Annotated in this window: 16 protein-coding genes; 11 read left to right on the top strand and 5 right to left on the bottom strand. The window is 66.0% G+C overall.

Going from position 1 to position 22,052, the window contains the following annotated elements; all coding sequences use genetic code 11:
* Window positions 1-668: 668 nt before the first annotated feature.
* Genes IAE37_RS21705 through IAE37_RS21695 form a run of 3 tightly spaced genes read left to right on the top strand, consistent with a single transcriptional unit; the run spans window position 669 to window position 4,522 of the window.
* Window positions 669-1,388: a gluconate 2-dehydrogenase subunit 3 family protein gene (locus tag IAE37_RS21705; RefSeq protein ID WP_201176842.1), complete on the top strand. Its 720-nt coding sequence runs from the start codon at window positions 669-671 to the stop codon at window positions 1,386-1,388.
* Window positions 1,389-1,424: 36 nt separating this feature from the next.
* Complete coding sequence (locus IAE37_RS21700; protein ID WP_201176841.1) at window positions 1,425-3,194, top strand: GMC family oxidoreductase; 1,770 nt, start codon at window positions 1,425-1,427, stop codon at window positions 3,192-3,194.
* 11 nt (window positions 3,195-3,205) lie between these two features.
* Window positions 3,206-4,522 carry a cytochrome c gene (locus IAE37_RS21695; protein WP_236410086.1) on the top strand — a complete coding sequence of 439 codons (1,317 nt, stop codon included), beginning with the start codon at window positions 3,206-3,208 and terminating at the stop codon, window positions 4,520-4,522.
* A gap of 43 nt (window positions 4,523-4,565) precedes the next feature.
* On the opposite strand, the gene mtlD is transcribed toward IAE37_RS21695, so the two are convergent.
* The 5 genes from mtlD to IAE37_RS21670 all read right to left on the bottom strand — a co-directional run bounded on the left by mtlD (window position 4,566) and on the right by IAE37_RS21670 (window position 11,232).
* Entirely contained in the window at window positions 4,566-6,713 is a 2,148-nt protein-coding gene (mtlD, locus tag IAE37_RS21690; RefSeq protein WP_201176840.1) for a bifunctional mannitol-1-phosphate dehydrogenase/phosphatase, read from the bottom strand.
* Window positions 6,714-7,099: 386 nt separating this feature from the next.
* Window positions 7,100-7,543, bottom strand: a complete 444-nt coding sequence (locus IAE37_RS21685) for a GlcG/HbpS family heme-binding protein (RefSeq protein WP_201176839.1) — start codon at window positions 7,541-7,543, stop codon at window positions 7,100-7,102.
* Window positions 7,544-7,545: 2 nt separating this feature from the next.
* Entirely contained in the window at window positions 7,546-8,889 is a 1,344-nt protein-coding gene (locus IAE37_RS21680; protein WP_201176838.1) for a metal-dependent hydrolase family protein, read from the bottom strand.
* A gap of 65 nt (window positions 8,890-8,954) precedes the next feature.
* Window positions 8,955-10,112, bottom strand: coding sequence for an alpha/beta hydrolase family protein (locus tag IAE37_RS21675; protein ID WP_201176836.1), 1,158 nt, complete (start codon window positions 10,110-10,112; stop codon window positions 8,955-8,957).
* A gap of 181 nt (window positions 10,113-10,293) precedes the next feature.
* Complete coding sequence (locus IAE37_RS21670) at window positions 10,294-11,232, bottom strand: LysR family transcriptional regulator (RefSeq protein WP_201176834.1); 939 nt, start codon at window positions 11,230-11,232, stop codon at window positions 10,294-10,296.
* Window positions 11,233-11,508: 276 nt separating this feature from the next.
* Here IAE37_RS21670 and IAE37_RS21665 point away from each other — a divergent pair, with 276 nt between their 5' ends.
* The 8 genes from IAE37_RS21665 to IAE37_RS21630 all read left to right on the top strand — a co-directional run bounded on the left by IAE37_RS21665 (window position 11,509) and on the right by IAE37_RS21630 (window position 22,043).
* On the top strand, window positions 11,509-12,450 hold the full coding sequence (locus IAE37_RS21665) for a VOC family protein (protein ID WP_201176832.1): 942 nt from the start codon (window positions 11,509-11,511) through the stop codon (window positions 12,448-12,450).
* Between the two features lie 3 nt (window positions 12,451-12,453).
* Window positions 12,454-12,801 carry a Rieske (2Fe-2S) protein gene (locus IAE37_RS21660; protein ID WP_201176830.1) on the top strand — a complete coding sequence of 116 codons (348 nt, stop codon included), beginning with the start codon at window positions 12,454-12,456 and terminating at the stop codon, window positions 12,799-12,801.
* Window positions 12,802-12,940: 139 nt separating this feature from the next.
* Window positions 12,941-14,065, top strand: a complete 1,125-nt coding sequence (locus tag IAE37_RS21655; protein ID WP_201176822.1) for an FAD-dependent oxidoreductase — start codon at window positions 12,941-12,943, stop codon at window positions 14,063-14,065.
* Between the two features lie 86 nt (window positions 14,066-14,151).
* Window positions 14,152-15,822 (top strand): DUF1302 domain-containing protein, encoded by a 1,671-nt coding sequence (locus IAE37_RS21650; protein ID WP_201176820.1) that lies wholly within the window; start codon window positions 14,152-14,154, stop codon window positions 15,820-15,822.
* Window positions 15,823-15,836: 14 nt separating this feature from the next.
* Complete coding sequence (locus IAE37_RS21645; protein WP_201176818.1) at window positions 15,837-17,204, top strand: DUF1329 domain-containing protein; 1,368 nt, start codon at window positions 15,837-15,839, stop codon at window positions 17,202-17,204.
* Window positions 17,205-17,257: 53 nt separating this feature from the next.
* Window positions 17,258-18,319, top strand: coding sequence for a WD40/YVTN/BNR-like repeat-containing protein (locus IAE37_RS21640; protein ID WP_201176817.1), 1,062 nt, complete (start codon window positions 17,258-17,260; stop codon window positions 18,317-18,319).
* 3 nt (window positions 18,320-18,322) lie between these two features.
* Window positions 18,323-20,827, top strand: a complete 2,505-nt coding sequence (locus tag IAE37_RS21635) for an efflux RND transporter permease subunit (protein ID WP_201176815.1) — start codon at window positions 18,323-18,325, stop codon at window positions 20,825-20,827.
* A complete protein-coding gene (locus tag IAE37_RS21630) occupies window positions 20,817-22,043 on the top strand; it encodes an MFS transporter (protein ID WP_201176812.1) in 1,227 nt (408 codons plus the stop codon). Before IAE37_RS21635 ends, IAE37_RS21630 begins: the two co-directional genes overlap by 11 nt.
* The last annotated feature ends 9 nt before the right edge of the window (window positions 22,044-22,052 follow it).

The following is a 22,052-nucleotide window of genomic DNA, read 5'->3' as shown; positions in this document are numbered from 1 at the left end:
GCGCCGCAAGCAGGGCCAGAGGTGGCGCTGCTGACCGAGTTTTCATTCATGCGTGGATTCCTTGCTTTCGATTAGTGCTTGCAGCTCGCGAAGCATGCCCTGAGGCGACTCTCCAACTGACGTTTCGCTCGAAGTTGACGAGTTCGGGGGGCAAGCGGAAGGGTGTGCTCACTGCCTCCGTGAGTGAGAACGACCCCCCCTCGAAGCGCGAATCGCCAACAAGCGGCTGGAGGGTGAAACGCAGGTCGGATTTGGCTAGGCATCTTGAATCCTCGTCCAGCCCCAATGCGGGCTTAAGCCTTGGGGCCGTATTTATGGTCAGGTGCTGGCTTGATGCAGGAACCGGAACATTAGCGACGAACCTCTTCATGGAGGTGCATTGGTGGTCTGAAAGTCGCGTAGGAAAGTTCGACTTGCGCGCTCCACTGCCCAATGGAGGGTGGGATCTATACAAAAAGGGCGCCTAAAGGCATGCGACATTCGAGCAGTTGACAGCCCTCCAACAAACAAATTGTTACGCATTAGATAGCCTGCTACCATTCGCACTCCGTGAGATACGATGTCATTCATGTGAATGACCGCATGAGTGCCGTCGGACAAGAGCAGGGCGCATACCTGCCAGCAACAGCGGCTCACGGGTCTGAGTGATTAGCCATAGGTAGACCTGCATGTTGTTAGCCAAACAAACCTCGCGAAGGAAGTTCCTGCTTTCTTCGCTGATTGCCTTGCCCGCGATGGGCATCACGGTCAAGGGCCTGAGCGCTGCGATGGCGGCGGAAATGGCAGCGCCGAGCCTGGAAAGCTATACCCCGGTGTTCTTCACCGCCGCCGAGTGGACCTTCGTCATGGCCGCCTGCGACCGGTTGATCCCCGCCGATGGCCGTGGCCCGGGTGCGCTGGAAACCAACGTGCCGATCTTCATCGACCAGCAATTGGCTGGCGACCTGGGCAGCGAGATCTACCTGGAAGGGCCGTTCGACCTGAACGCGCCGGCGACCCTGGGCTACCAGTTGCCGTACACCCCGCAGGACATCTATCGCAAGGGCATCGCCGCGCTGGAGCACTGGTGCCAGGCCAACCTCGGCCAGCACTTTGCCCTGCTGGCGCTGGAACAACGCGACGAAGTGCTGAAGAAGCTGCAAGCCGGCCAGATCGATTTCGCCGCCCACGGCGAGGATGTGCTCAAGGCCAAGCTGTTCTTCAGCGAACTGCTCAACCACAGCCGCCAGGGCTGGTTGGCCGACCCGATCTACGGCGGCAACAAGGGCATGAAGGCGTGGATCGCCATCGGCTTCCCCGGTGCCCGCGCCAGCTACCTGGAATGGGTCGCCCAGCACAATGTCCCGTACCCCCTCGGCCCGGTCAGCCTGACCGGCCAGCGCGGTTGATCCCTTCGTCCCGAGTTACAGCATTCAAGGTTTTTTATGGCACAGATTACCAATGACGAAGTCGACGTCGCCGTCGTCGGCTTAGGTTGGACCGGCTCGCTGATGAGCATCGAGCTCGCCCAGGCGGGCTTGAAGGTACGCGCCTTCGAACGCGGCGAAGACCGCAACAACGCCGACTTCGCGTATCCGAAGCCGGCCGACCAGTATGCCTATGGCGTGCGCAACAAGATCATGGTCACGCCCAAGGATGGCGCGCTCACCGTGCGTCACAACCTCAAGGGCACGGCCTTGCCGACCCGCCAGTGGGGCGCGTTCGTGCCCGGCACCGGTGTGGGCGGTTCGGGCCTGCACTGGACCGGCGTGCTGATCCGCCCGACGCCGACCGACATCAAGCTCAAGACCTACGCCGACCAGGCCTATGCGCCGGGCATCCTGCAGAGCGACATGACCATCGGCGACTTCCCGTTCACCTGGGACGAGATCGAGCCGTACCTGGACAAGTTCGACAAGATCTGCGGCCTGTCCGGCAACACCGGCAACCTGCGTGGCCAGATCATCGAAGGTGGCGACCCGTTCGAGGGCCCGCGTTCCAACCCGTTCCCGCTGCCGGCGCTGGAAGACACGCTGAACAACAAGCTGTTCGCCGATGCTGCGCGCAAGCTGGGCTACCACCCGTTCCCCAACCCGTCGGCCAACGTCTCGCGGGCCTGGAAGAACCCCTACGGCAACCAGATCGCGCCGTGCAACTACTGCGGTTATTGCAGCAAGTATCCGTGCCTGAACTACTCCAAGGCCTCGCCGCAAACTGCGGTGATGGACGCGCTCAAGCGCATGGACAACTTCGACTACCGGGTCAACGCCAACGTCCTGCGCGTCGAACTGCACGCCGATGGCAAGACTGCCAAAGGCATCACCTACATCGACGGCCAGGGCAACGAAGTGTTCCAGCCGGCGAAGATCGTGGTGCTGGCGGCGTTCCAGTTCGTCAACGTGCGCCTGATGCTGCTGTCGGGCATCGGCAAGCCGTACAACCCGATCACCCGCGAAGGCACTGTCGGCCGTAACTACGCATTCCTCAGCAACGGCGGCGCCACGCTGTTCTTCAAGGACAAGCACTTCAACCCGTTCGCCACCGCCGGTGCCACCGGGCAGATGTTCAACGACGTCTCCCCAGGCAACTTCGACGGCCCGTCCCTGGGCTTCATCGGCGGCGCCAAGATTCACAGCTCGCAGGCCACCGGCACGCCGATCGGCACCGCGCTGCCGGGGGGTACCCCGGAATGGGGCCAGGGCTGGAAGGAGGGCATGCAGGACTGGTATGGCCACTCGATGAAGATCAGCATCTCCACCGGCTGCATGTCGTACCGCGACCACTACGTCGACCTCGATCCGACCTACAAGGACCCATGGGGCCAGCCGCTGCTGCGCATCACCTTCGACTGGAAGGAAAACGAGCTCAAGTTGCAGCAGCACCTGCGCAAGATCGTCCTCGACATCACCAAGGAGCTGAACCCCGACAGCTACAGCGAAAGCTTCCTGGGCATGGACTCGCACTGGGACATCACCAAGTACGTGTCCACCCACAACGTCGGTGGCGCGATCATGGGTGATTCGCCGAAAACCAGCGCGCTCAACCGCTACCTGCAGAGCTGGGACGTGCACAACGTGTTCGTGCCGGGCGGTAACGCCTTCCCGCAGAACTTCCAGGCCAACCCGACCGCGATGATCGGTGCGCTGACCCTGTTCGCCGCCCAGGCCATCAAGGACCAGTACCTGAAGAACCCTGGCCCGCTGGTGCAGGCGTGAGGAGCGAGAACATGAAAGCCAAATCCCGTTCCATTCTCTCGGTACTGCTGGGCGTCGCCGTGCTGGCCGTGGTGCTCGCCTGGATCGTCGCCGGCCTGCTCAACCGTTCCGGCAACGCCGAGGCCAAGCTGAGCCAGGCGATCACCCCCGAGCTGATCGACAAGGGTGCCTACCTGGCCCGTGCCGGTGACTGCGTGGCCTGCCATACCGCCCACGACGGCGGCAAGCCGTTCGCTGGTGGCCTGGGCATCGCCTCGCCGATCGGCATCATCTACTCGACCAACATCACCCCGGACCAGAAGACCGGCATCGGCAGCTGGACCTACGGTGAGTTCGAGCGTGCGGTACGCCGTGGTATCGGCCACGATGGCAGCGCGCTGTACCCGGCGATGCCGTTCCCGTCCTATGCCAAGGTCAGCGATGACGATACCCAGGCGCTGTATGCCTACTTCATGAAGGGCGTGGCACCGGTCGAGCAAGCGAACCAGGCCAACGACATTCCGTGGCCGCTGTCGATCCGTTGGCCGTTGGCCTACTGGCGGGCGCTGTTCTCGCCAGCGCCGCAGGCGTTCGAGGCGGGTACCCGCGATGCCCAGCTCGCCCGGGGCGCCTACCTGGTGCAGGGCCTGGGCCACTGTGGCTCGTGCCACACGCCGCGTGCACTGACCCTGCAGGAGAAAGGCCTGGACGAGTCCACCGGCACCTACCTGACCGGTACCGAGCTCAACGGCTGGAACGTGCCGGCCCTGCGCGGCATGCCGCACTGGAGCCAGGAAGAGCTGGTCGAGTACCTGGGCAGCGGGCGTAACGCCAAGGCCTCGGTGGCCGGCGAGATGACCGACGTGATCGCCAATAGCACCTCGCACATGAGCGATGCCGACCTGCAGGCGATGGCTGCGTACCTCAAGGCGTTGTCGCCAGCCAAGGGCCCGGCCTACCAGCAGCAGGCAGCGCGCAGCGCGGCGACCACCGCCAAGCTGACTGCGGCCAAGGACCTGACCCTGGGCGAGCGGCTGTACATCGACAACTGCGGTGCTTGCCACTTCGTTTCCGGTGAAGGCGCAGAACGCGTGTTCCCGCGTCTGGACGGTGCTTCGGTGGTCAATGCCGGCAACGCCGATGCGTTGCTGCACGTGATCCTCGCTGGTGCGGCGACGCCGTCCACCGAGCGGGCCCCGTCGGTACTGCCGATGCCGGGCTTCGCCGAGCGCATGGACGATGCCGAAGTGGCGGAACTGGCGACCTTCCTGCGTCAAGGTTGGTCGAACCAGGCTTCGCCGGTGACCGCAGAGCAGGTGCGTGCAGTACGTAGTAAGTTGCACCCGTGATGGGTAGAGCCAGCGCCGTTCCTGGAAACGGCGCTGAGCTCTGTCAGGCGGTGGCAGTGGCCTCTCGGGCCATGCCAAGGTCGCCCAGCTCCCGCTGCAACTGGCGGAAGCTGGCGGCGATGGTCTCGATCAGTTCTTCATCATTCACCGGGTCCAATCCCGCATAGGGCTTGCCGTTGTAATCGCCGGCATAGCTCAGCACCGCTTCGACACTTCCCGCGTTGTCCTCATAGCGCTGCCTGATCACCTGGGCTTCGCGATCCTTGTCGTCGGCGCAGTTCAGCGCATAGTGGATAGCCAGCGCCGCGCCGAAGGCAAGGCCTGGCGTGTCGATAGCATGCTTGCGCGCCAGGTCGATGCTGCTGAAGATGCGTTCGTTACGCTGCAACTTGCGCAACGGATCGCGCCCGACCCGCGCGCAAGGGTCGCGGAACGAGGTCTTGCAGCGCTCCAGGAAGGCATCGGCAAAATCGCCGACAGCTTCCGCCATCCCGGCATTCTCGGCCACCAGCGCCGGTCCCACTTCCTCGCGCACCAAGCGTTCGGCCAGCTCGCTCACGCGGCTGTCGCCCATGGCCTGGCCGACCCAGGCGTAGCCCAACAGGCTCGCGTACCACGCGACGATGGCATGCGGGCCGTTCCACAGGCGGTTCTTGATGACCTGGATCTGGGCGATGTCGGCGACCGTCTTCACTTGGCGCAAGCGCTCCAGCAGGTCGCTGCCACGCTCGACGTACAGCGGCATGTCCGGTTCGCTGTTGAACAGGATCAGGTGCAGCTGGCTCAACGCGCTGCTCGATTGCGCGAAGGGCCGGAAGTGGCCGATCAGGCGCTCGTACTCTGGTTGCAGCTTGGACGACGGTGCGCTGACCGCTGGTTCTTCCTCCAGGCTGTTCTGGAACATCTGCGACTTGATCCGCAGCTGGCGCACCAGCGCGTCCTTGCCGAGCTTGGAGACGATGCGGCTGACCACGGTTTCGGCGAAGTGAGTCTTGTGCAGGACCTGCCTGCCGATCTCCGGCGAGCACAGCAACGCGAGCTCTGCTTGTACGTGCCGACGCACGAACGCCGCGCCCCCGACCTTGTTCAGCACGATCAGGATGGTCAGCTCGCGGCCACGGCGCTCGAAGCGCTGCAGCAAGCCCTTGGCGATGACCTGGGCCTGGCTGCGGATGGCCTGCTCGGGCAGGCTCAGGCCGATGATCTCGGCGGCGGTATACATGTCGATCACCGCGTCGTCATCGTCCATGTCGATCATGCGCACGTTGTCGATGGTCTGGTCGAACGAGGTGGCGCCGTAGCGCACGCTGTAGTTGCCGAAGGCCGATACGCTTTCCCTGAGCATGCGCGAGCGGCTGGCAGCGATGATTTCACAGGGGCGGGTGTAGCCGTCCCAGTGGGAAAACACCTGGGTCAGGTAACCGCCACCGATGGCGCCGAAACCGTGGATGCCCACGCGGAACTGGTTCAGCGACGCCGGAAACGGCTCGTTCAAGGCCGGCATGCCGAGCTTGGGCACGCATTCGTTCAGGTCGGCGAGGAATTCGTTCATGCTGCGGTAGGCTTTCAGCGCACCGGCCTTGACCTCGGCCGCTGGTGGCTTGATGTCCTCGATCAGGATCGCCTGGCCCTCGGCGCGGATGGCCGAGAGCATGCCGTTCTCCGAGTCCTCGACCATGAAGCACTGGTCGGGCTCGCAGTTGAGCGCGCGGGCGGCGCGCAGGAAGATTTCCGGATGCGGTTTGCCCTGGCTGACTTCGTCGCCGCAGACGGTGATGTCGAAGTACTTCAGCACGTTGGCGTTGATCAGGTACTCCTCGGCGATGGCGCGGCGGCTGGAGGTGGCGACGGCCAGGGTCAGGCCGGACTTGCGCAGGCGCTCGAGCACTTCCAGCAGGCCAGGCTTGATCGGCACGCCGTGGTTGCGCACATGCTCCAGTTCGAGCTCATCGGCGCGCTTGCGAACCTGTGCGTAGGGGAAGTCTTCACCGTGGTTGGCCCTGGCCAGGGCCTCGGCCCTTTTCGCGCTCAGGCCCAGGGAACCGATCAAGGTCTGCTCGCTGAGCGGCTTGCCGGCGATTTCCATGGACGCTTGCTTGAGTGTCTTGAAGCGCAGGCGCTCGGTGTCGAACATGGTGCCATCCATATCGAAGATGGCGCTGAAAATACGTTTGTCCTGGAAAAAGATCATGTGATGCCCCTTGTGTTGCGTGAATGCGGTACGCCTTCAACGGGTTGAACGGCGGCTACGGTGCGAGCTTTTCAGCGTCGGGCCGTCAGGTAGGGGGCAGGCGATCGACCGGGCCACGCTCGGGCGTGACGCAGAAGTAGGGCGGGGCGGAGCGGGGAGTGCAGAGCAGGTTTGCGAGCTTTGCGGCGAAGCGGGCGATGAAGCGGGCTTTGAGGTCACGCCCACTGGTTGCACTTCGTTGTGCAGACAGTGGGCGAGAATAGCGATGGATACGTGTGATTCCAAGCATGAGGTGCTTTTGTTCCTGTTTCGTTAGCGAGTCCTTTTTTACCCTTGCACGTATCGGCAGCCGCTTGCAAGCCGCATCCGGCCCGCCTGGGCTCGTTTCACGGTAGCGGGTCGCCACTGTCGCCGATCAGGCCGAGCGCTTCGACGGCCAGCAAGGCGCAGCGCTCGTCGTTGTCCGAGGTATCGCCGCTGACGCCGATGGCCCCCAGCACGTGGCCCCCGGCATCGCGCAGCAGAACCCCGCCGGCGACGGGAATCACCCCGCCATCGGTGAGGCTGTTGATGGCGTCGAAGAACGCCGGCATCGCTTGGGCACGACGGGCCAGCTCGCGGCCACCGAAGCCCATGCCCAGGCAGCCGCGGGCCTTGCCGGTGGCGATCTGCGGGCGCAGGAAGCTGGCCTGTTCGTCGCGCAGCACCGCCAGCGGGTGGCCGGCCGGGTCGAGCACGGCGGCGGCCAGCGGTTTCAGGCCCAGGGCACGGGCCTGGCGCAGTGTCTCGGCGGCCAGCTGCGCAGCCAGTTCGAAGTCGAGGGTCGGCATGTTCACAGGCTCCATTTACCGAGTTCGGCAACGCGGTCGCGGGTGTACAGGTCGGTCCACTTCAGCGAATTGAAATCCGATACCTGCTTGGGGTTGTAGGCGGTGCGTTGCAGGCGCACCGGTTCGCCGGCCTTGTATACGGCCTGCAGGCGGTCGCGATCCTGGAGGATGCGGATGTCGTCCAGGGGGGAGCCGTCGAGCACCAGCAGGTCGGCCTGCTTGCCCGGTTCCAGGGTGCCGAGGGTTTCCCCGCGCGGCATCAGCCGCGCACCGACGTTGGTCGCGGCGAACAGCGCCTCGGCCGGGGTGAAGTCCAGGCGCCGCACCAGCAGCTCCAGCTCGCGGGCGTGCCATTCGCCGTATGGCGTCACGGCGAATCCGCTGTCGCTGCCACAGGCGAAGGGTACGCCTGCGGCCTTGGCGCGCTTGAGCACCGGCGTGCCGAGCGCCAGGGTACGCGCGCAGTAGCCGGCGTAACCGGTGCTGATGGCAGGGTCGTGGGGCTGGCAGAAGTCCACGGTGTTCTGCGGGAAGGTCATGGTGGGCGCCAGCACGCTGCCGGCCTCGAGCAGCGCCTCGATGCAGGCGTCGTCCATGTAGAAAGCGTGGAACACCAGGTCGACACCGGCCTTGGCGGCGTACATCACCGCCTCGCGGCCATAGGCGTGGGTCGCCACGCGGCAGCCGAGGCGGTGCGCTTCATCGACCATCTCGCGGGTTTCGTCGGCGGTGAAGGCGGCGATGATTTCGCCGTTGGGGCGACGGTGGGTGCCGTCCATGGCGATCTTGATCAGGTCGACGCCATCCTTGGCCTGCTTGCGAATCTGCGCGATGGCTTCGGTGCGGCTGGTGACCAGCGCGGCGGTGAAGTACTCCGGGGCACCGACCCGGCTGGGGAACCAGTCGTTGAGGCTCTGCCGGTTGGTGATCACGCGGCTGCTGGCGGCGATGCGCGGGCCTTCGAACAACCCGGCATTGACCGTGTTGCGCACGGCGATGCTGAGCTGGCCGCTGTCGCCAGGGCAGACCATCGAGGTCACCCCGGCGGCCAGGACATGCTGGGCGAAGAACAACCCGCGCAGGGCGCGGAATTCGTCGCTGGTCCAGATGTCGATGTCTTCCTCGCTCTGGGCATTGCCGAACGCCAGGTGAGTGTGTACGTCGACCAGCCCGGGCATGACGAAGTGGCCATGGCTTTCGCGGTCGCCAGGCCGCGGCCGGGGGGCCTCGGTGGATGGCCCGACATGGCGGATCATGCCGCCTTCGATGATCAGCGTCTGTTGCTGGCGGGCTTGCAGGCTGGTGCCATCGAACAGGGTTGTGCAGTGCAGGTGCAGGGCGCTCATCAGTGGGATCTCCTCGTCTTGTTGTGGGTGCACGCTAGGCTGGGGGCCGCAAGGCGGCCCCAGGATCAGGCGGTACGGCCACCCAGGGTTTCGGCGATCCAGTCGGCGATGTAGTGCCCGGCATTGATGCTGTTGTCGAAGCTCGAATGCTGCACGCCACCTTCGCGGTCGGTGAAGATCTTCAGCTCGCGTTTCGGGCTGTTGACCAGTTGCTCGTAGGTGCGATGCGCCCATTTGAGCGGAATCTGCGAGTCCTGCTCGCCATGGGTGACCAGGAACGGCACGCGAATCCGGTCGAGCACGCCGTCCAGGTGCACCTGTTCGGCAATGCGCATGAACTCGTCCATGTCCTGGGCGCCCCACACCCAACGCACGTGCGCCCAGTAGTGCGGCACCGGGAAGTTGCCTTCCTTTTCCAGGCGGCGCTTCTGCACCTCGCGCCAGTCATGGTTGGCACCCCACACCACGCCGCAGGCGAAGCGCGGCTCGAAGGCCACCGCACGCGGGCAGTAGTAGCCGCCCAGGGATACGCCCTCCAGGCCGATGCGCTGGGGATCGACGTCGGCACGGGTTTCCAGCCAGTCGACCACGCGGCTGGCCCAGTGCTCGCTGTCGTAGCGCGCGGTCAGGCCGTGCAGGCGCAGGGCCTCGCCAGTGCCGGGCTGGTCGATGATCAGCGACGACACACCGCGCTTGGCCAGCCAGGCGGGCAGGCCGACGCGGTACTTCATTTCCTTGGTCGAATCCAGGCCATTGACTTGCACCAGCAGCGGCGCCGGGCCGCTGACGCCTTCAGCGCGCACCAGCAAGCCCGAGAGGTGCTTGCCCTCGTAGGGGATCTCCACCCGCTCGCAGTTTTCCTTGGCCAGGTCGATGCCGCGGGCGAACGTTTCCAGGAAACGCTGGTACAGCGCCGCACGGCCTGGCGCACCGTGGGCCTGCAGGCGTTCGCAGGTGAGGTAGTAGGTGGCGGCGCGGTTGTATTTCTCGCCAGCGGAAAGGCGCCGGCCAGCGGCTTCGTCTTCTTCGGCGAGGGCACAGAGCTTGTCGGCCATGGTCGACCAGGTTTCCCGGAAGGCCTGGGTGCCCGCGGCGTCGGGCTGCTTGGCGGCGTCTTGCAGCGGGGCGCACATTTGCTCGATCTCGCCCATGCGGGCGCCCATCTCGATGGCCAGGTCCACCGACAGGTTCCAGACGTAATTGGTGGGGAAGTAACGGAACATTGTTGTTGTCCTTCTGCGGTCGTTGAGTCCGGCGCCCAGGATTGCGGCAGGCACGCAGGGCGCGGTTCGAAGGCAAGGTACGCAGGCGGGGCAGGGCGGGGCCAATCGTGAACGGGGATGCGAGGTATCACCAAACGCGATGCCCGGCCAGCCAAGCGCTGGCCGGGGCGATGGATAGGGCTCAGGCGCTGGCGCGCAGGGCCTGCGGTGGCTGGTCGGCGTGCTGGATGAAGTCGCTGATGCGTTCGCGCAACCAGCGGTGCATGGGGTCGCCGTCCATGCTGCGGTGCCAGAGCATGAATTCGCGCATCACCGGGATCTTCACCGGGGGCGGCAGGATCCGCAGGGGCAGGTAGCCGGCGTACAACTCGGCCAGGCGGCGGTGCATGGTGGCGATCCGCGCGGTGCCTACCAGCAACTGCGGCAAGGTGTTGAAGTCATTGGTGATCACTTCCAGGCGGCGGTTGAAGCCGTACTGGCTCATGAACCAGTCCTCGATGCTCAGGTGCCGGTTGCGGCCGAAGCCCACCGAGATGTGGCCCATCTGCATGTACTGCTCCAGGGTCAACTGCTCGCCGACCTCGGGATTGTCGCGCCAGACCACGCAAACATGGTCTTCCTCGAACAGCAGTTGCGCCGGGTGGCCGTCGATCAGGTAGCGCTCGGGCACGATCATCATGTCGACCTCGCCGCGCATCAGCAGCTCGGCGCTGCCGTCGCCGGGGCTGATCATCTCGAAGGTGATGTGTGGCGCTTGCTGGTGGATCTTCTGCAGGACCTGGGCGAACAGCACGCTGATCAGGTAGTCCGAGGTCACCAGGCGGAAGTGGCGTTTGCTGCTCGACGGTTCGAACACTGGCTTGGCGGTGATCGAGGAGCGGATGGTCAGCAACACCTCGCGCACCGGCTTGGCCAGCTCCAGGGCATAGGGCGTGGGCTGCATCTTGCGGCCGACCTGCACCAGCAGTTCGTCCTCGAAGAAGGTCCGCAAGCGGCCCAGCACGCCGCTGGTGGCCGACTGGGTCATGTGCAGGCGTTCGGCGGCGCGGGTGATGTTCTGCTCCTCGAGCAGGACGTCCAGGGCAACCAACAGGTTCAGGTCCAGGTGGTGAAAGCGCATGTGATAGCTCTCGGTTCTTGTAGTTATTTTCGCGATACCTTCCCGCTGGATTGCCGATACGTCAATACCTCCCGCCTTTCACGGCCCGCCAACGCCAGGCGCCATGGGCTGGGGCACAGGTATCGCGTTTGCCGATGCCTTGCATCCCGACACGCGATTGGTCACTGCGGGCCACCACCGAGCAACCTGCGCTCCAGTCGGACGGCCACTGCGCCGCCGCGACCCACTACCGGTGACCCTGCCTCGCCGAATAACAATTTCAATGGAGTGGTAGCCATGAACATTCTTGGTCTCGACGCGCTGGTGTTCGGCGTCGACGATATCCAGGCCTGCGCCGATTGCCTGCGTGACTATGGCCTGACAGCCGTGCAACTGAACGCCGACGGTGGCCGGTTCGAGGCGCTGGACGGCACCGCGATCATCCTCCGCCGTGGCAACGACAGCAGCCTGCCGCCCGCGCTTGGCCCTACGCCGTCGCTGCGCGAAACCGTCTACGGCGTGGCTGCGCCAGCAGACCTGGAGGCGATCGCCGACGAACTGGGCCGTGATCGCGACGTGCGCCGCGATGCCAGTGGTGCGCTGCATACCGTCGACGACCTGGGTTTCGCCATCGCCTTCCAGGTGACCTGCCGCCGGGCCTTCCAAGCGCCGGCCGACCTCACCAATGCCCCGGGCAGCGCTGCGCAGCGCCCGCTCAACCAGCTGGGTATCACCCCGGACATGCCGGCTTTGCCACGTACCTTGTCCCACGTCGTGTACTTCGTGCCCGACGCGGCCAAGGGCGAAGCCTTCTACCGCGACCGCCTGGGCTTCGTCACCACCGACAGCTTCATCGGCGTCGGCCCGTTCATGCGCACCGCAGGCATGGACGACCACCACTGCCTGTTCATGATCCAGACGCCGCCGCACATGCAGGGCTGCGAGCACTTCACCTTCCACATGGGCAGTGGCACCGAGGTGCTGCTGGCCGGTACGCGCTTCCAGCAGCACGGCTGGACCAGCTTCTGGGGGCCAGGCCGGCACCTGCTGGGCTCCAACTGGTTCTGGTACTTCAACAGCCCGCTGGGCTGCCACATCGAGTACGACGCCGACATGGACAAGCACGATGACGAGTGGGCGGCGCGCCAGGCGCCGATGTCGGCCGACAACTCGCAGCTGTTCCTGTTCGCCTCGCGGGAGAAATGGGCACCGAGCGGCCCACCGCCGAAGCAGGGTTGAAGCATGCGTTGCGTGGCGCTGTGCCGGCTCGATGCGTTGGGCGAAGGCCAGGCACGCGGCTTCGACCCGCAGGGCAGGGGCGCGGACAGCCTGTTCGCCCTGCGCCACCGAGGCCAGGTGCGGGTGTACCGCAACCTCTGCCCGCATCTGGCGACACCGTTGGAGTACCGCAAGGACCGCTTCCTGAGCGCCGATGGCCAGTGGGTCGTGTGCTATGCCCACGGTGCGCGCTTCCGGCCCGAGGATGGCGTCTGCGTCCACGGCCCTTGCCGTGGCGAGGCCTTGCAGGCGCTGGCGCACCAGGAAACGGACGGCTGGCTGCTATTGCCGCTGGCGCAGTTCGAACGCTGACCTATCGCGCCGCGCGATAGGTCGCATCCCGCGACGCGATTGGTCAAAGCCCGGCGCAGCCGGGAAGCTGTGCCCAGGCACAGGAAACGGCCGCCACGCCTGTCGGGGCGGACAACAAGAACAAGACGTGAGACATGCCATGAATACTGTGAACAACGTGCTGATCGTGGGCGGTGGGATCGGCGGGCTGTGCGCCGCCATCGCCCTGCGCCGCAAGGGCATCGCCGTCGACCTGGTCGAGCTGAAGACCGAGTGGACCGTCTACGGCGTCGGCATCATCCAGCAGAGCAACGTGGTGCGCGAGATGCACCGCCTGGGCTTGCTCGAGGCCTACCTCGATGCCGCCTATGCCTTCGAGGACGTGGCCATCTACACCACCGAAGGGCAGCAGCTGGCGCGCATCCCCGGCCAGCGCCTGGCCGGCCCGCAATACCCGGCCAACGTCGGTATCTCGCGCCGCGCCCTGCACAAGGTGTTGAGCGAAACCGCCATCGAGCTCGGCACCCAGGTACGCCTGGGCACTTCGGTGGAAAGCTTCGAGCAGGATGCCAGCGGCGTGGACGTGTTGTTCAGCGACGGCAGCCGGGCTCGCTACGGGCTGCTGGTCGGCGCCGACGGCTTGTACTCGAAGGTGCGCGGCTTGCTGTTCGGCGACCAGTACCAGCCGCGCTTCACCGGCCAGTCGGTGTGGCGCTACAACTTCCCACGGGCTGCCGGCATCGACCACCTGGCCAACTACCAGGGGCCGTCGGGCAACGCCGGCCTGGTACCGCTGGCCGACGACCTGATGTACCTGTTCACCACCTCCCACGAGCCCGGCAACCCGTGGATGGAGCCCGCCACCCTGGCCGAGGGCCTGCGCCAGCGCCTGGCGGGCTTTGGTGGGCTGATCGGTGAGTTGCGCGCGCTCATCGATGACAGCGCCGAGGTCGTCTACAAGCCGCTGGAAGCAGTGTTCGTCGATGAGCCCTGGTATCGCGGTCGCGTGCTGTTGATCGGTGATGCCGCCCATGCCACCACGCCGCACCTGGGGCAGGGTGCCGGCATGGCCATCGAGGATGCCGTGGTGCTGGCCGAGGAGCTCACCACCGATGGCAGCCTGCAAACGCAATTGCAGCGCTTCATGGGCCGGCGTTTCGAACGCTGCAGGTTCATCAGCGAGATGTCCCTGCTGGCCGGCGAGAAGGAGGTGCAGCGCGACCCGTCGTTCGACCGCATCGGCCTGGTCAAGCGGATGCTGGAGGTCACCGCGCAGCCGATCTGATCCCTGTACCCGGTGCGCCCTGCCTTGCCGGCGCGCCAGCGCTTACGCCAACACCCACGCACAAGAACAAGAAAGAGGAAACCCCGATGTTGACTCGCAAAGGTGCATTCGCCCGGCCATTGCCGGCGCTCAAGCCCATCAGCCTGGCGCTCGTCGCGCTGGCCGCAAGCCAGGCCCAGGCCTTCGAATTCGACACCGGCAACCCCGACCTGCGGGTACGCTGGGACAACACCCTGAAGTACAGCGCCGCCTGGCGCACCCAGGACGCCAGCAGCAAGCTGACCGAAGGGCAGACCGCGCTGAACCTGGACGACGGCGATCGCAACTTCGACAAAGGCCTGATTTCCAACCGCCTCGACCTGCTGTCGGAGCTGGACATCACCTACCACAACGTTGGCGCCCGGGTCAGCGGCGCGGCCTGGTACGACGATGTCTACAACCAGGGCACCGACAATAACGACCCCAGCCGTGCCAACAGCTATTCGGTCGACTACGACGCATTCACCAGCGACACCCGCAAGCTGCACGGGCGCAAGGGCGAGTTGCTCGATGCCTTCATCTTCGGCAGGACCGAGATCGGCGACATGCCGCTGTCCGGCCGCCTGGGCCAGTACGCCATGCAGTGGGGCGAGAGCCTGTTCTACGGCATGAACGGCATCGCCGGTGGCATGGCGCCGGTGGACGTGGTCAAGGGCCTGTCGGTGCCCAACACCCAGTTCAAGGAGCTGATTCGCCCGGTGCAGCAGGTTTCCGGGCAACTGCAACTGACCCCGGATGTGTCCATCGGCGCCTACTACCAGTTCGAGTGGGAGGCCAACCGCCTGCCGGCGGCGGGCAGCTATTTCTCCACCGACGACTTCTTCGGCGATGGCGCCGAGCGCATGTTCGTCGGCGCGCCGGTGTTCCCCGGTGGCCAGCCCCTGGCGTTCTTCCACGGCAACGACAAGGAAGCCAAGGATTCGGGGCAGGGCGGCGTGCAACTGCGCTGGCGCACCGAGACCGTCGACTGGGGCCTGTATGCCATTCGCTTCCACGACAAGTCGCCGCAGCTCAACGTGCGCCCGGACTTCGCCAATCTCGACCCGGTCAGCGGCAAGGCCGGCGAGTTCTACTGGGTGTACCCCGAAGGCATCGAGGCCTTTGGTGCCAGCTTCTCCACCACCGTGGGCAACTTCAACCTTGCCGGTGAGTTGTCCACGCGCTGGAACCAGCCGCTGGCCTCCACCAGCCAGCACGCGCTGGCCGTGGGCGAGGCAATCGACAACGACGACAACCCGGTGTATGCCACCGGCCGCACGCTGCATGCCAACTTCTCCTGGCTCGCCAGCCTGGAGCCGAACTTCATTGCCGCCGAGTCGAGCTTCCTGGGCGAAATCGCCTGGAACCGGGTGATGAGCGTGAGCAAGAACGCCGATGCCGTCGACCCCAACGCCGACCGCGACGCCACCAGCCTGCGCCTGGTGTTCGAGCCGATGTACCGGCAGATCCTGCCCGGCCTCGACCTGTCGGTGCCGATCGGTGCGAGCTACACCAATGGCGCGTCGATGGCGCTGGGCACCGGCTTTGGCACCGATCATGGCGGCGACCTGAACATCGGCCTGAAGGGCAACTACCTCAACACCTGGAGCCTGGGACTGACCTACACGCACTACTACGGCCCGGAGAACACCTTCCTCGACGCCGACAACCACTACACCTTCGAACAGTCGCTCAAAGACCGCGACTTCATCGCCTTCACCGTCAGCCGCACCTTCTGACCGAGGACCACCCGATGAGACACAACAATAAAGTCGTTTCCCTGCTCACTGCCCTGAGTGCCTCGCTGCTGTTCGCCCATGGCGCCGTTGCCGCAGTGTCCGCCGAGCAGGCGGCCACGCTCAAGACCCGCCTGACCCCGCTCGGTGGCGAGCGCGCCGGCAATGCCGATGGCAGCATTCCGGCCTGGACCGGGGGCTATACCCAGGCCGACCCGGCCTACAAGGAAGGCGGCAAGCGTGGCGACCCGTTCGCCGCTGACAAGCCGCTGCTGACCATCACCGCGCAGAACATGGCGCAGTACGCCGACAAACTCGCCCCCGGCATCCAGGCGATGCTGAAGAAGTATCCGGACAGCTACCGCCTCGATGTCTATCCGACCCACCGCAGCGCCGCAGCGCCGCAGTCGGTCTACGACGCCACCTTCGCCAACGCCACCAGCGGCAAGCTGGTGGAAGGCCCCGCAGGTGCCATGCCCGAAGGCGCATCCGGCGGCATCCCGTTCCCGATCCCGGCCAACGGCGTGGAAGCCATGTGGAACCACCTGCTGCGTTGGCGCGGGGCGTCCTGGCACGCCAGCTTCAACCAGTACCTGACCACCGCCGACGGCAAGCACGTGCTCACCAACGATTCGCGCGCCGACCTGCAGATGCCCTGGTACCTGCCGGGCGGCAGTGGCGACAAAGGGGTGTTCTGGTCGATCCGCATGACCAACGACGGCCCGCCACTGCGCGCCGGCGAGGCCATCACCGGCCTGGAGAACCTCAACGCCGACAAAGCTGCGGTGTGGACCTACCTGCCTGGCCAGCGCCGCGTGCGTCGCCTGCCCAACGCCTGCTGTGACACGCCGACCCCGGCCACTGCGGGCGTGATGAGCTTCGATGAGCTGTACGTGTTCAACGGCCGCCTGGACCGCTTCGACTGGAAGCTGGTGGGCAAGAAGGAGATGTACATCCCCTACAACGCCAACAAGGTGTTCACAGCGAGCAACGCCGAGGCGCTGCTCGACCCGCATCACCTGAACCCCGAATCCATCCGCTGGGAGCTGCACCGTGTATGGGTGGTCGAGGCGACCCTGAAGAACGGCCAGCGCCACGTGATGCCGCGCAGCACCTACTACCTCGACGAGGATACCTGGGCTGCCGTGCTCGGCGAGCGCTACGACGCCCGCGACCAGCTGGCCAAGGTGGTCTGGACCTCGCCGGTGGTGCTGCCTGACCTGCCCGGCGTGGTGACCCTGACCAACGGCTTCTACGACCTGCTCTCCGGTGCCTGGTTCGCCGGCGACCTGTTCGCCGGCAAGAACGAGCAGTACCGCATCGTGCCGCCCTACAAGGACTCGGTGTTCACCGCCGATGCCATGGCCGGCGAAGGCGTGCGCTGACTAGGCGCGCTGCGCCTGGCTGTACCGACTACAAGAACAAAAGGTTGCGTGCGATGAACAAGATGCTCTACGGCTGGCTGCTGGCAGCCTGTTGCGGGCTGCCGCCGGCCTTTGCCGGCGGCAGCGTGGATGTACTCGCGCAGCCCGCGGTGCAGGGCCCCCAGGCCCTGCGTGCGGTGCTGCAGGACGTGGCCCGTGCCGGTGCGCGCCTGGTGTCGGTGGGCGAACGTGGCGTGGTGCTGCTTTCCGACGACAACGGCGCGACCTGGCGCCAGGCCAAGGCCGTGCCGGTGAGCGTCAGCCTGACCGCCGTGCAGTTCGTCGATGCGCGCAACGGTTGGGCGGTCGGCCACGCTGGGGTGGTGTTGCACAGCGAGGATGGCGGCGAGCACTGGGGCTTGCAACTCGATGGCAAGCGCGCTGCCGCCCTGGAGGTGCAGGCAGCCGAAGCGTCTGCGGACCCAGGCCGCCTCGCAGCGGCGCAAAGGCTGCAGGCCGATGGCGCGGACAAGCCGTTGCTCGCGCTGAGCTTCGCCGATACCCGCCACGGCTTGGTCGTGGGCGCCTATGGCCTGGCCATGAGCACGGCCGATGGTGGGCGCAGTTGGCAATCGGGCATGGGCCGGTTGCCGAACCGGCGCGGGCTGCACCTGTATGCACTGGCCCGCCAGGGCGCCAACCTGTACGTCGCCGGCGAGCAGGGCCTGCTGTTGCGCTCGCGCGATGGCGGTGAACACTTCGAGGCGCTGCAAGGCCCCTACGACGGCAGCTACTTCGCTGCCGCCGTGTTGCCCAATGGCCGCCTGCTGGTCGGCGGCCTGCGCGGTTCGTTGTTCGCTTCCGATGACGCTGGCGACAGCTTCCAGGCGCTGGCCAACCCGGTTCCGGCCTCGCTCAACGGCATGCGCGTCGCCGGTGGCCAGCTGTTGCTCGCCAACCAGGCGGGGATGCTGCTGCGCAGTGGCCTGGAGCGTTTTGCCGCGCAGCCCGTGGCGGTCTCCGATGGTCTGCCGCTGACCGCCGCCACCACCGCCGCCGACGGTGCCATCGTCGCCGTCGGCATGGCGGGCGCGCGCCGCCTGGAACCTTCCTCCCTTTCCACCACGACGGACTGAGCCATGCACGCCATGAATCCACCTGCGCCGTCCAGCGGCCGTCTCGACGATTTCGACAGTACGTCCGGTTCGTTGCTGGAACGTGCCTTGTTCAACCACCGTGCGCTGGTGTTGCTGCTGTGCCTGGCGGCGACCCTGCTGCTCGGTTGGCAGGCTTCACGCCTGACCCTCAACGCCAGCTTCGAGAAGATGATTCCGCGCGATCATCCGTTCATCCACAACTACCTGGAACACCGCCAGGAACTGGCCGGCCTGGGCAACGCCGTGCGTATCGTCGTGGCCAACCCGCGCGGGAGCCTCTACGACAAGGACTACCTGCACAGCCTGCAGCAGCTCAACGACGCGGTATACCTGCTGCCGGGGGTCGACCGTGCGGCGATGAAGTCGCTGTGGACCCCGTCCACCCGCTGGACCGGGGTAACGGAGGAAGGCCTGGAAGGCGGCCCGGTGATCCCTGATGGCTACGATGGCGCAGCCGCCAGCCTGGCGGCGCTCAAGCGCAATGTCGAGCGTTCCAACGAGATCGGCCAGCTGGTGGCCTTCGACCAGCGTTCGAGCATCATCTACGTGCCGCTGCTGGAACACACGCCGGACGGCCAGGCACTCGACTACACGGCCTTCGCCCATGAACTGGAGACCTTGCGCGAGCGCTTCCAGGCCCAGGGCGTGGAGATCCACATCACCGGTTTCGCCAAGGTCGTCGGCGACCTGATCGACGGGCTGCAGCAGATCCTGCTGTTCTTCGCCGCCGCCATCGCCATCACGGCCGGTGTGCTGTATTGGTACACCCGTTGCGTGCGCAGCACCGCACTGGTGGTGGTGTGCTCACTGGTAGCGGTGATCTGGCAGCTCGGCCTGCTGCCGGTGCTCGGCTATGAGCTCGACCCCTACTCGGTGCTGGTGCCGTTCCTGGTGTTCGCCATCGGCATGAGCCATGGCGCGCAGAAGATGAACGGAATCATGCAGGACATCGGCCGTGGCATGCACCGGCTGGTGGCGGCGCGCTTCACCTTCCGCCGCTTGTTCCTGGCCGGGCTCACCGCGCTGCTGTGCGATGCGGTGGGCTTCGCCGTGCTGATGATCATCCAGATCCAGGTGATCCAGGACCTGGCGGTGATCGCCAGCCTGGGCGTGGCGGTGTTGATCTTCACCAACCTGATCCTGCTGCCGGTGCTGCTCTCCTACGTGGGCGTCAGCGGCCGTGCGGCGCGGCGCAGCCTGCGTGCCGAAGAGGCCGATGCCAGCGGGGCGCGCAAGCATGCATTGTGGCGCTTCCTCGACCTGTTCACCCGCCGTCGCTGGGCCGCCGCGTGCATCGCCGTGGCCGCGTTGATGGCCGTTGGCGGCTACGCCGTGAGCCTGCACCTGAAGGTCGGTGACCTCGACGCCGGTGCCCCTGAGCTGCGCGCCGATTCGCGCTACAACCGAGACAACGCGTTCGTCACCCGGCACTACGGCGCCAGCAGCGATGTGTTCGCGGTGATGGTGCGCACCGCCGCCGGTGGCTGCTCGGCCTATGACACCTTGAAACGCGTGGACGACCTGGACTGGCAGTTGCGTGGCCTGCAGGGGGTGGACTCGACCAACTCGCTGGCGCTGCTCAACCGCCGGGTACTGGTCGGCCTCTCCGAAGGCAGCCCGAAATGGTACGACCTGGTCAACAACCAAGCGACCCTGAACATGGTCACCGCTGGCGCCCCACGCGGGTTGTACAACGACGACTGCAGCCTGCTGACGCTCTACGCCTACCTCACCGACCACAAGGCCGACACCCTGGCGCGGGTCGTGGACAGCGTCGAGGCATTCGCCCAGGCCAACGACAGCGAGCAGGCCAGTTTCCTCCTGGCCGCCGGCAGCGCAGGCATCGAGGCCGCCACCAACCAGGTGGTGAAACAGGCCAACCGCGACATGCTCTGGTGGGTCTACGGCGCGGTGATCCTGCTCTGCCTGGTGACCTTCCGTTCCTGGCGCGCGGTGCTCTGCGCGGTACTGCCGCTGGTGCTGACCTCGATCCTCTGCGAAGCGTTGATGGTCGCTCTGGGCATCGGCGTGAAGGTGGCGACACTGCCGGTGATCGCCCTGGGCGTCGGCATCGGCGTCGACTACGCGCTGTATGTGATGAGCATCGTTCTGGCCCAGTTGCGCCAGGGCGCGAGCCTGTCCCAGGCGTACTACCGTGCGCTGCTGTTCACCGGCAAGGTGGTGATGCTCACCGGCATTACCCTGGCCATCGGCGTTGGCACCTGGATCTTCTCGCCGATCAAGTTCCAGGCCGACATGGGTGTGCTGCTGGCCTTCATGTTCGTCTGGAACATGGTCGGCGCGCTGATCCTGCTGCCGGCGTTGGCCTACTTCCTCTTGCCGCAGCGTCAGCTGCGCGCGGACCTGGAGCGCGAGCCAGCGTCAGCGACGCATGAGCACGCGGCCAGGCGGCGCGAGCACGCTGCTGCAACGGTGGAGCAGGGCGCCCGCTTGCGCCCGCTCGAGGAGGTCAGCCATGGCCGCTGAACGCACCGCAGGAAGCGCCCAGGCCGCCTTGTTGCTGTTCGGCAGTTGCCTGCCCGTGCTGGGCGCGGTGCTCATCGCACCGGTGCTGCCACGCATGCATGCGCATTTTGCCGAGACAGCGGGTGTTGCCGTGCTGGTGCCGGTGGCGCTGACCCTGCCGGCACTGGTGATCGCCTTGCTGGCGCCGCTGGCCGGGGTGCTGGCAGACCGAGTAGGGCGGCGGGCGCTGCTGCTGGCGAGCATGTTGCTCTACAGCCTGTGCGGCGTGTTGCCGTTGTGGCTGGACTCACTGGGCCTGATCGTCGCCAGCCGCGCCGGCATCGGCCTGGCCGAAGCCGGCATCATGACCTGCTGCACCACGCTGATGGGCGATTACTTCGATGGCCAGCGCCGCGCGCGGCTGTTCGCCTTGCAGATGGTGGTCACCTCGTTGTCGGCAGCGTTGTTCATGGGCGTGGGTGGCGCGCTGGGCGAGAGCGACTGGCGTGCGCCGTTCGCACTGTACGCCGTGGGCGTGCTGTGCCTGCCGTTGATGGCCGTGCTGCTGTGGGAGCCGCGCGCCTGCCATGGCGCGCCCGAAGCGACGGCGGATTCGCGTTTCCCATGGGCCGCCCTGACGCCGTTGTACCTGTTGACCGGCCTGGCCGGCGTCAGCCTGTTCATCGTCCCGGTACAGGCCGGCTACGTGCTGCAACTGCTGCAGGTCGATGCACCCCGGCAAGTGGGCTTGGCCATGGGCGCAAACCAACTGGGTGTGCTGGCGGGCGCCTTGGCCTTCCGCCTGCTGGCGCGCCTGCCGGCGGGTCGCTTGCTGGCTTTGGGCTTTGCCACGGCGGGGCTCGGTGGCGGCCTGATGGCGCTGTCGAGCAGCTATGCGCTGGTGGTGCTGGCGGTGCTGGTCAATGGCCTGGGCGTGGGCCTGCTGTTGCCGACACTGATCACCCAAGTGATGCAGCAGGTCGGCTTCGACCAGCGCGGCCGCGCTACCGGCGGGTTCACCGCTGCGATTTTCGCCGGTGAGTTCATCAGTCCGTTGCTGGTGCTGGCACTGACGGCTGGCGAATCGACACAGCTGCCGCACGCGCTGCTGCTGGTCGCCTTCGGCCAGTTGCTACTGACGCCTGTGTGTCTTCTGTTGATACGCGGCAAGAAAGCGGCCGGCCACGCACAGAATCTAATTGTCGACGGTGGCACGACCATCGGCGACGGCAATTGAAAGGAGACA

It is taken from the genome of Pseudomonas sp. S31 (assembly GCF_016648105.1).
In the GTDB taxonomy this organism is placed as follows: Bacteria; Pseudomonadota; Gammaproteobacteria; order Pseudomonadales; family Pseudomonadaceae; genus Aquipseudomonas.
The sequence above is the reverse complement of the archived record's forward strand: the minus strand, read 5'-3'. Positions and strand labels throughout refer to the sequence as shown.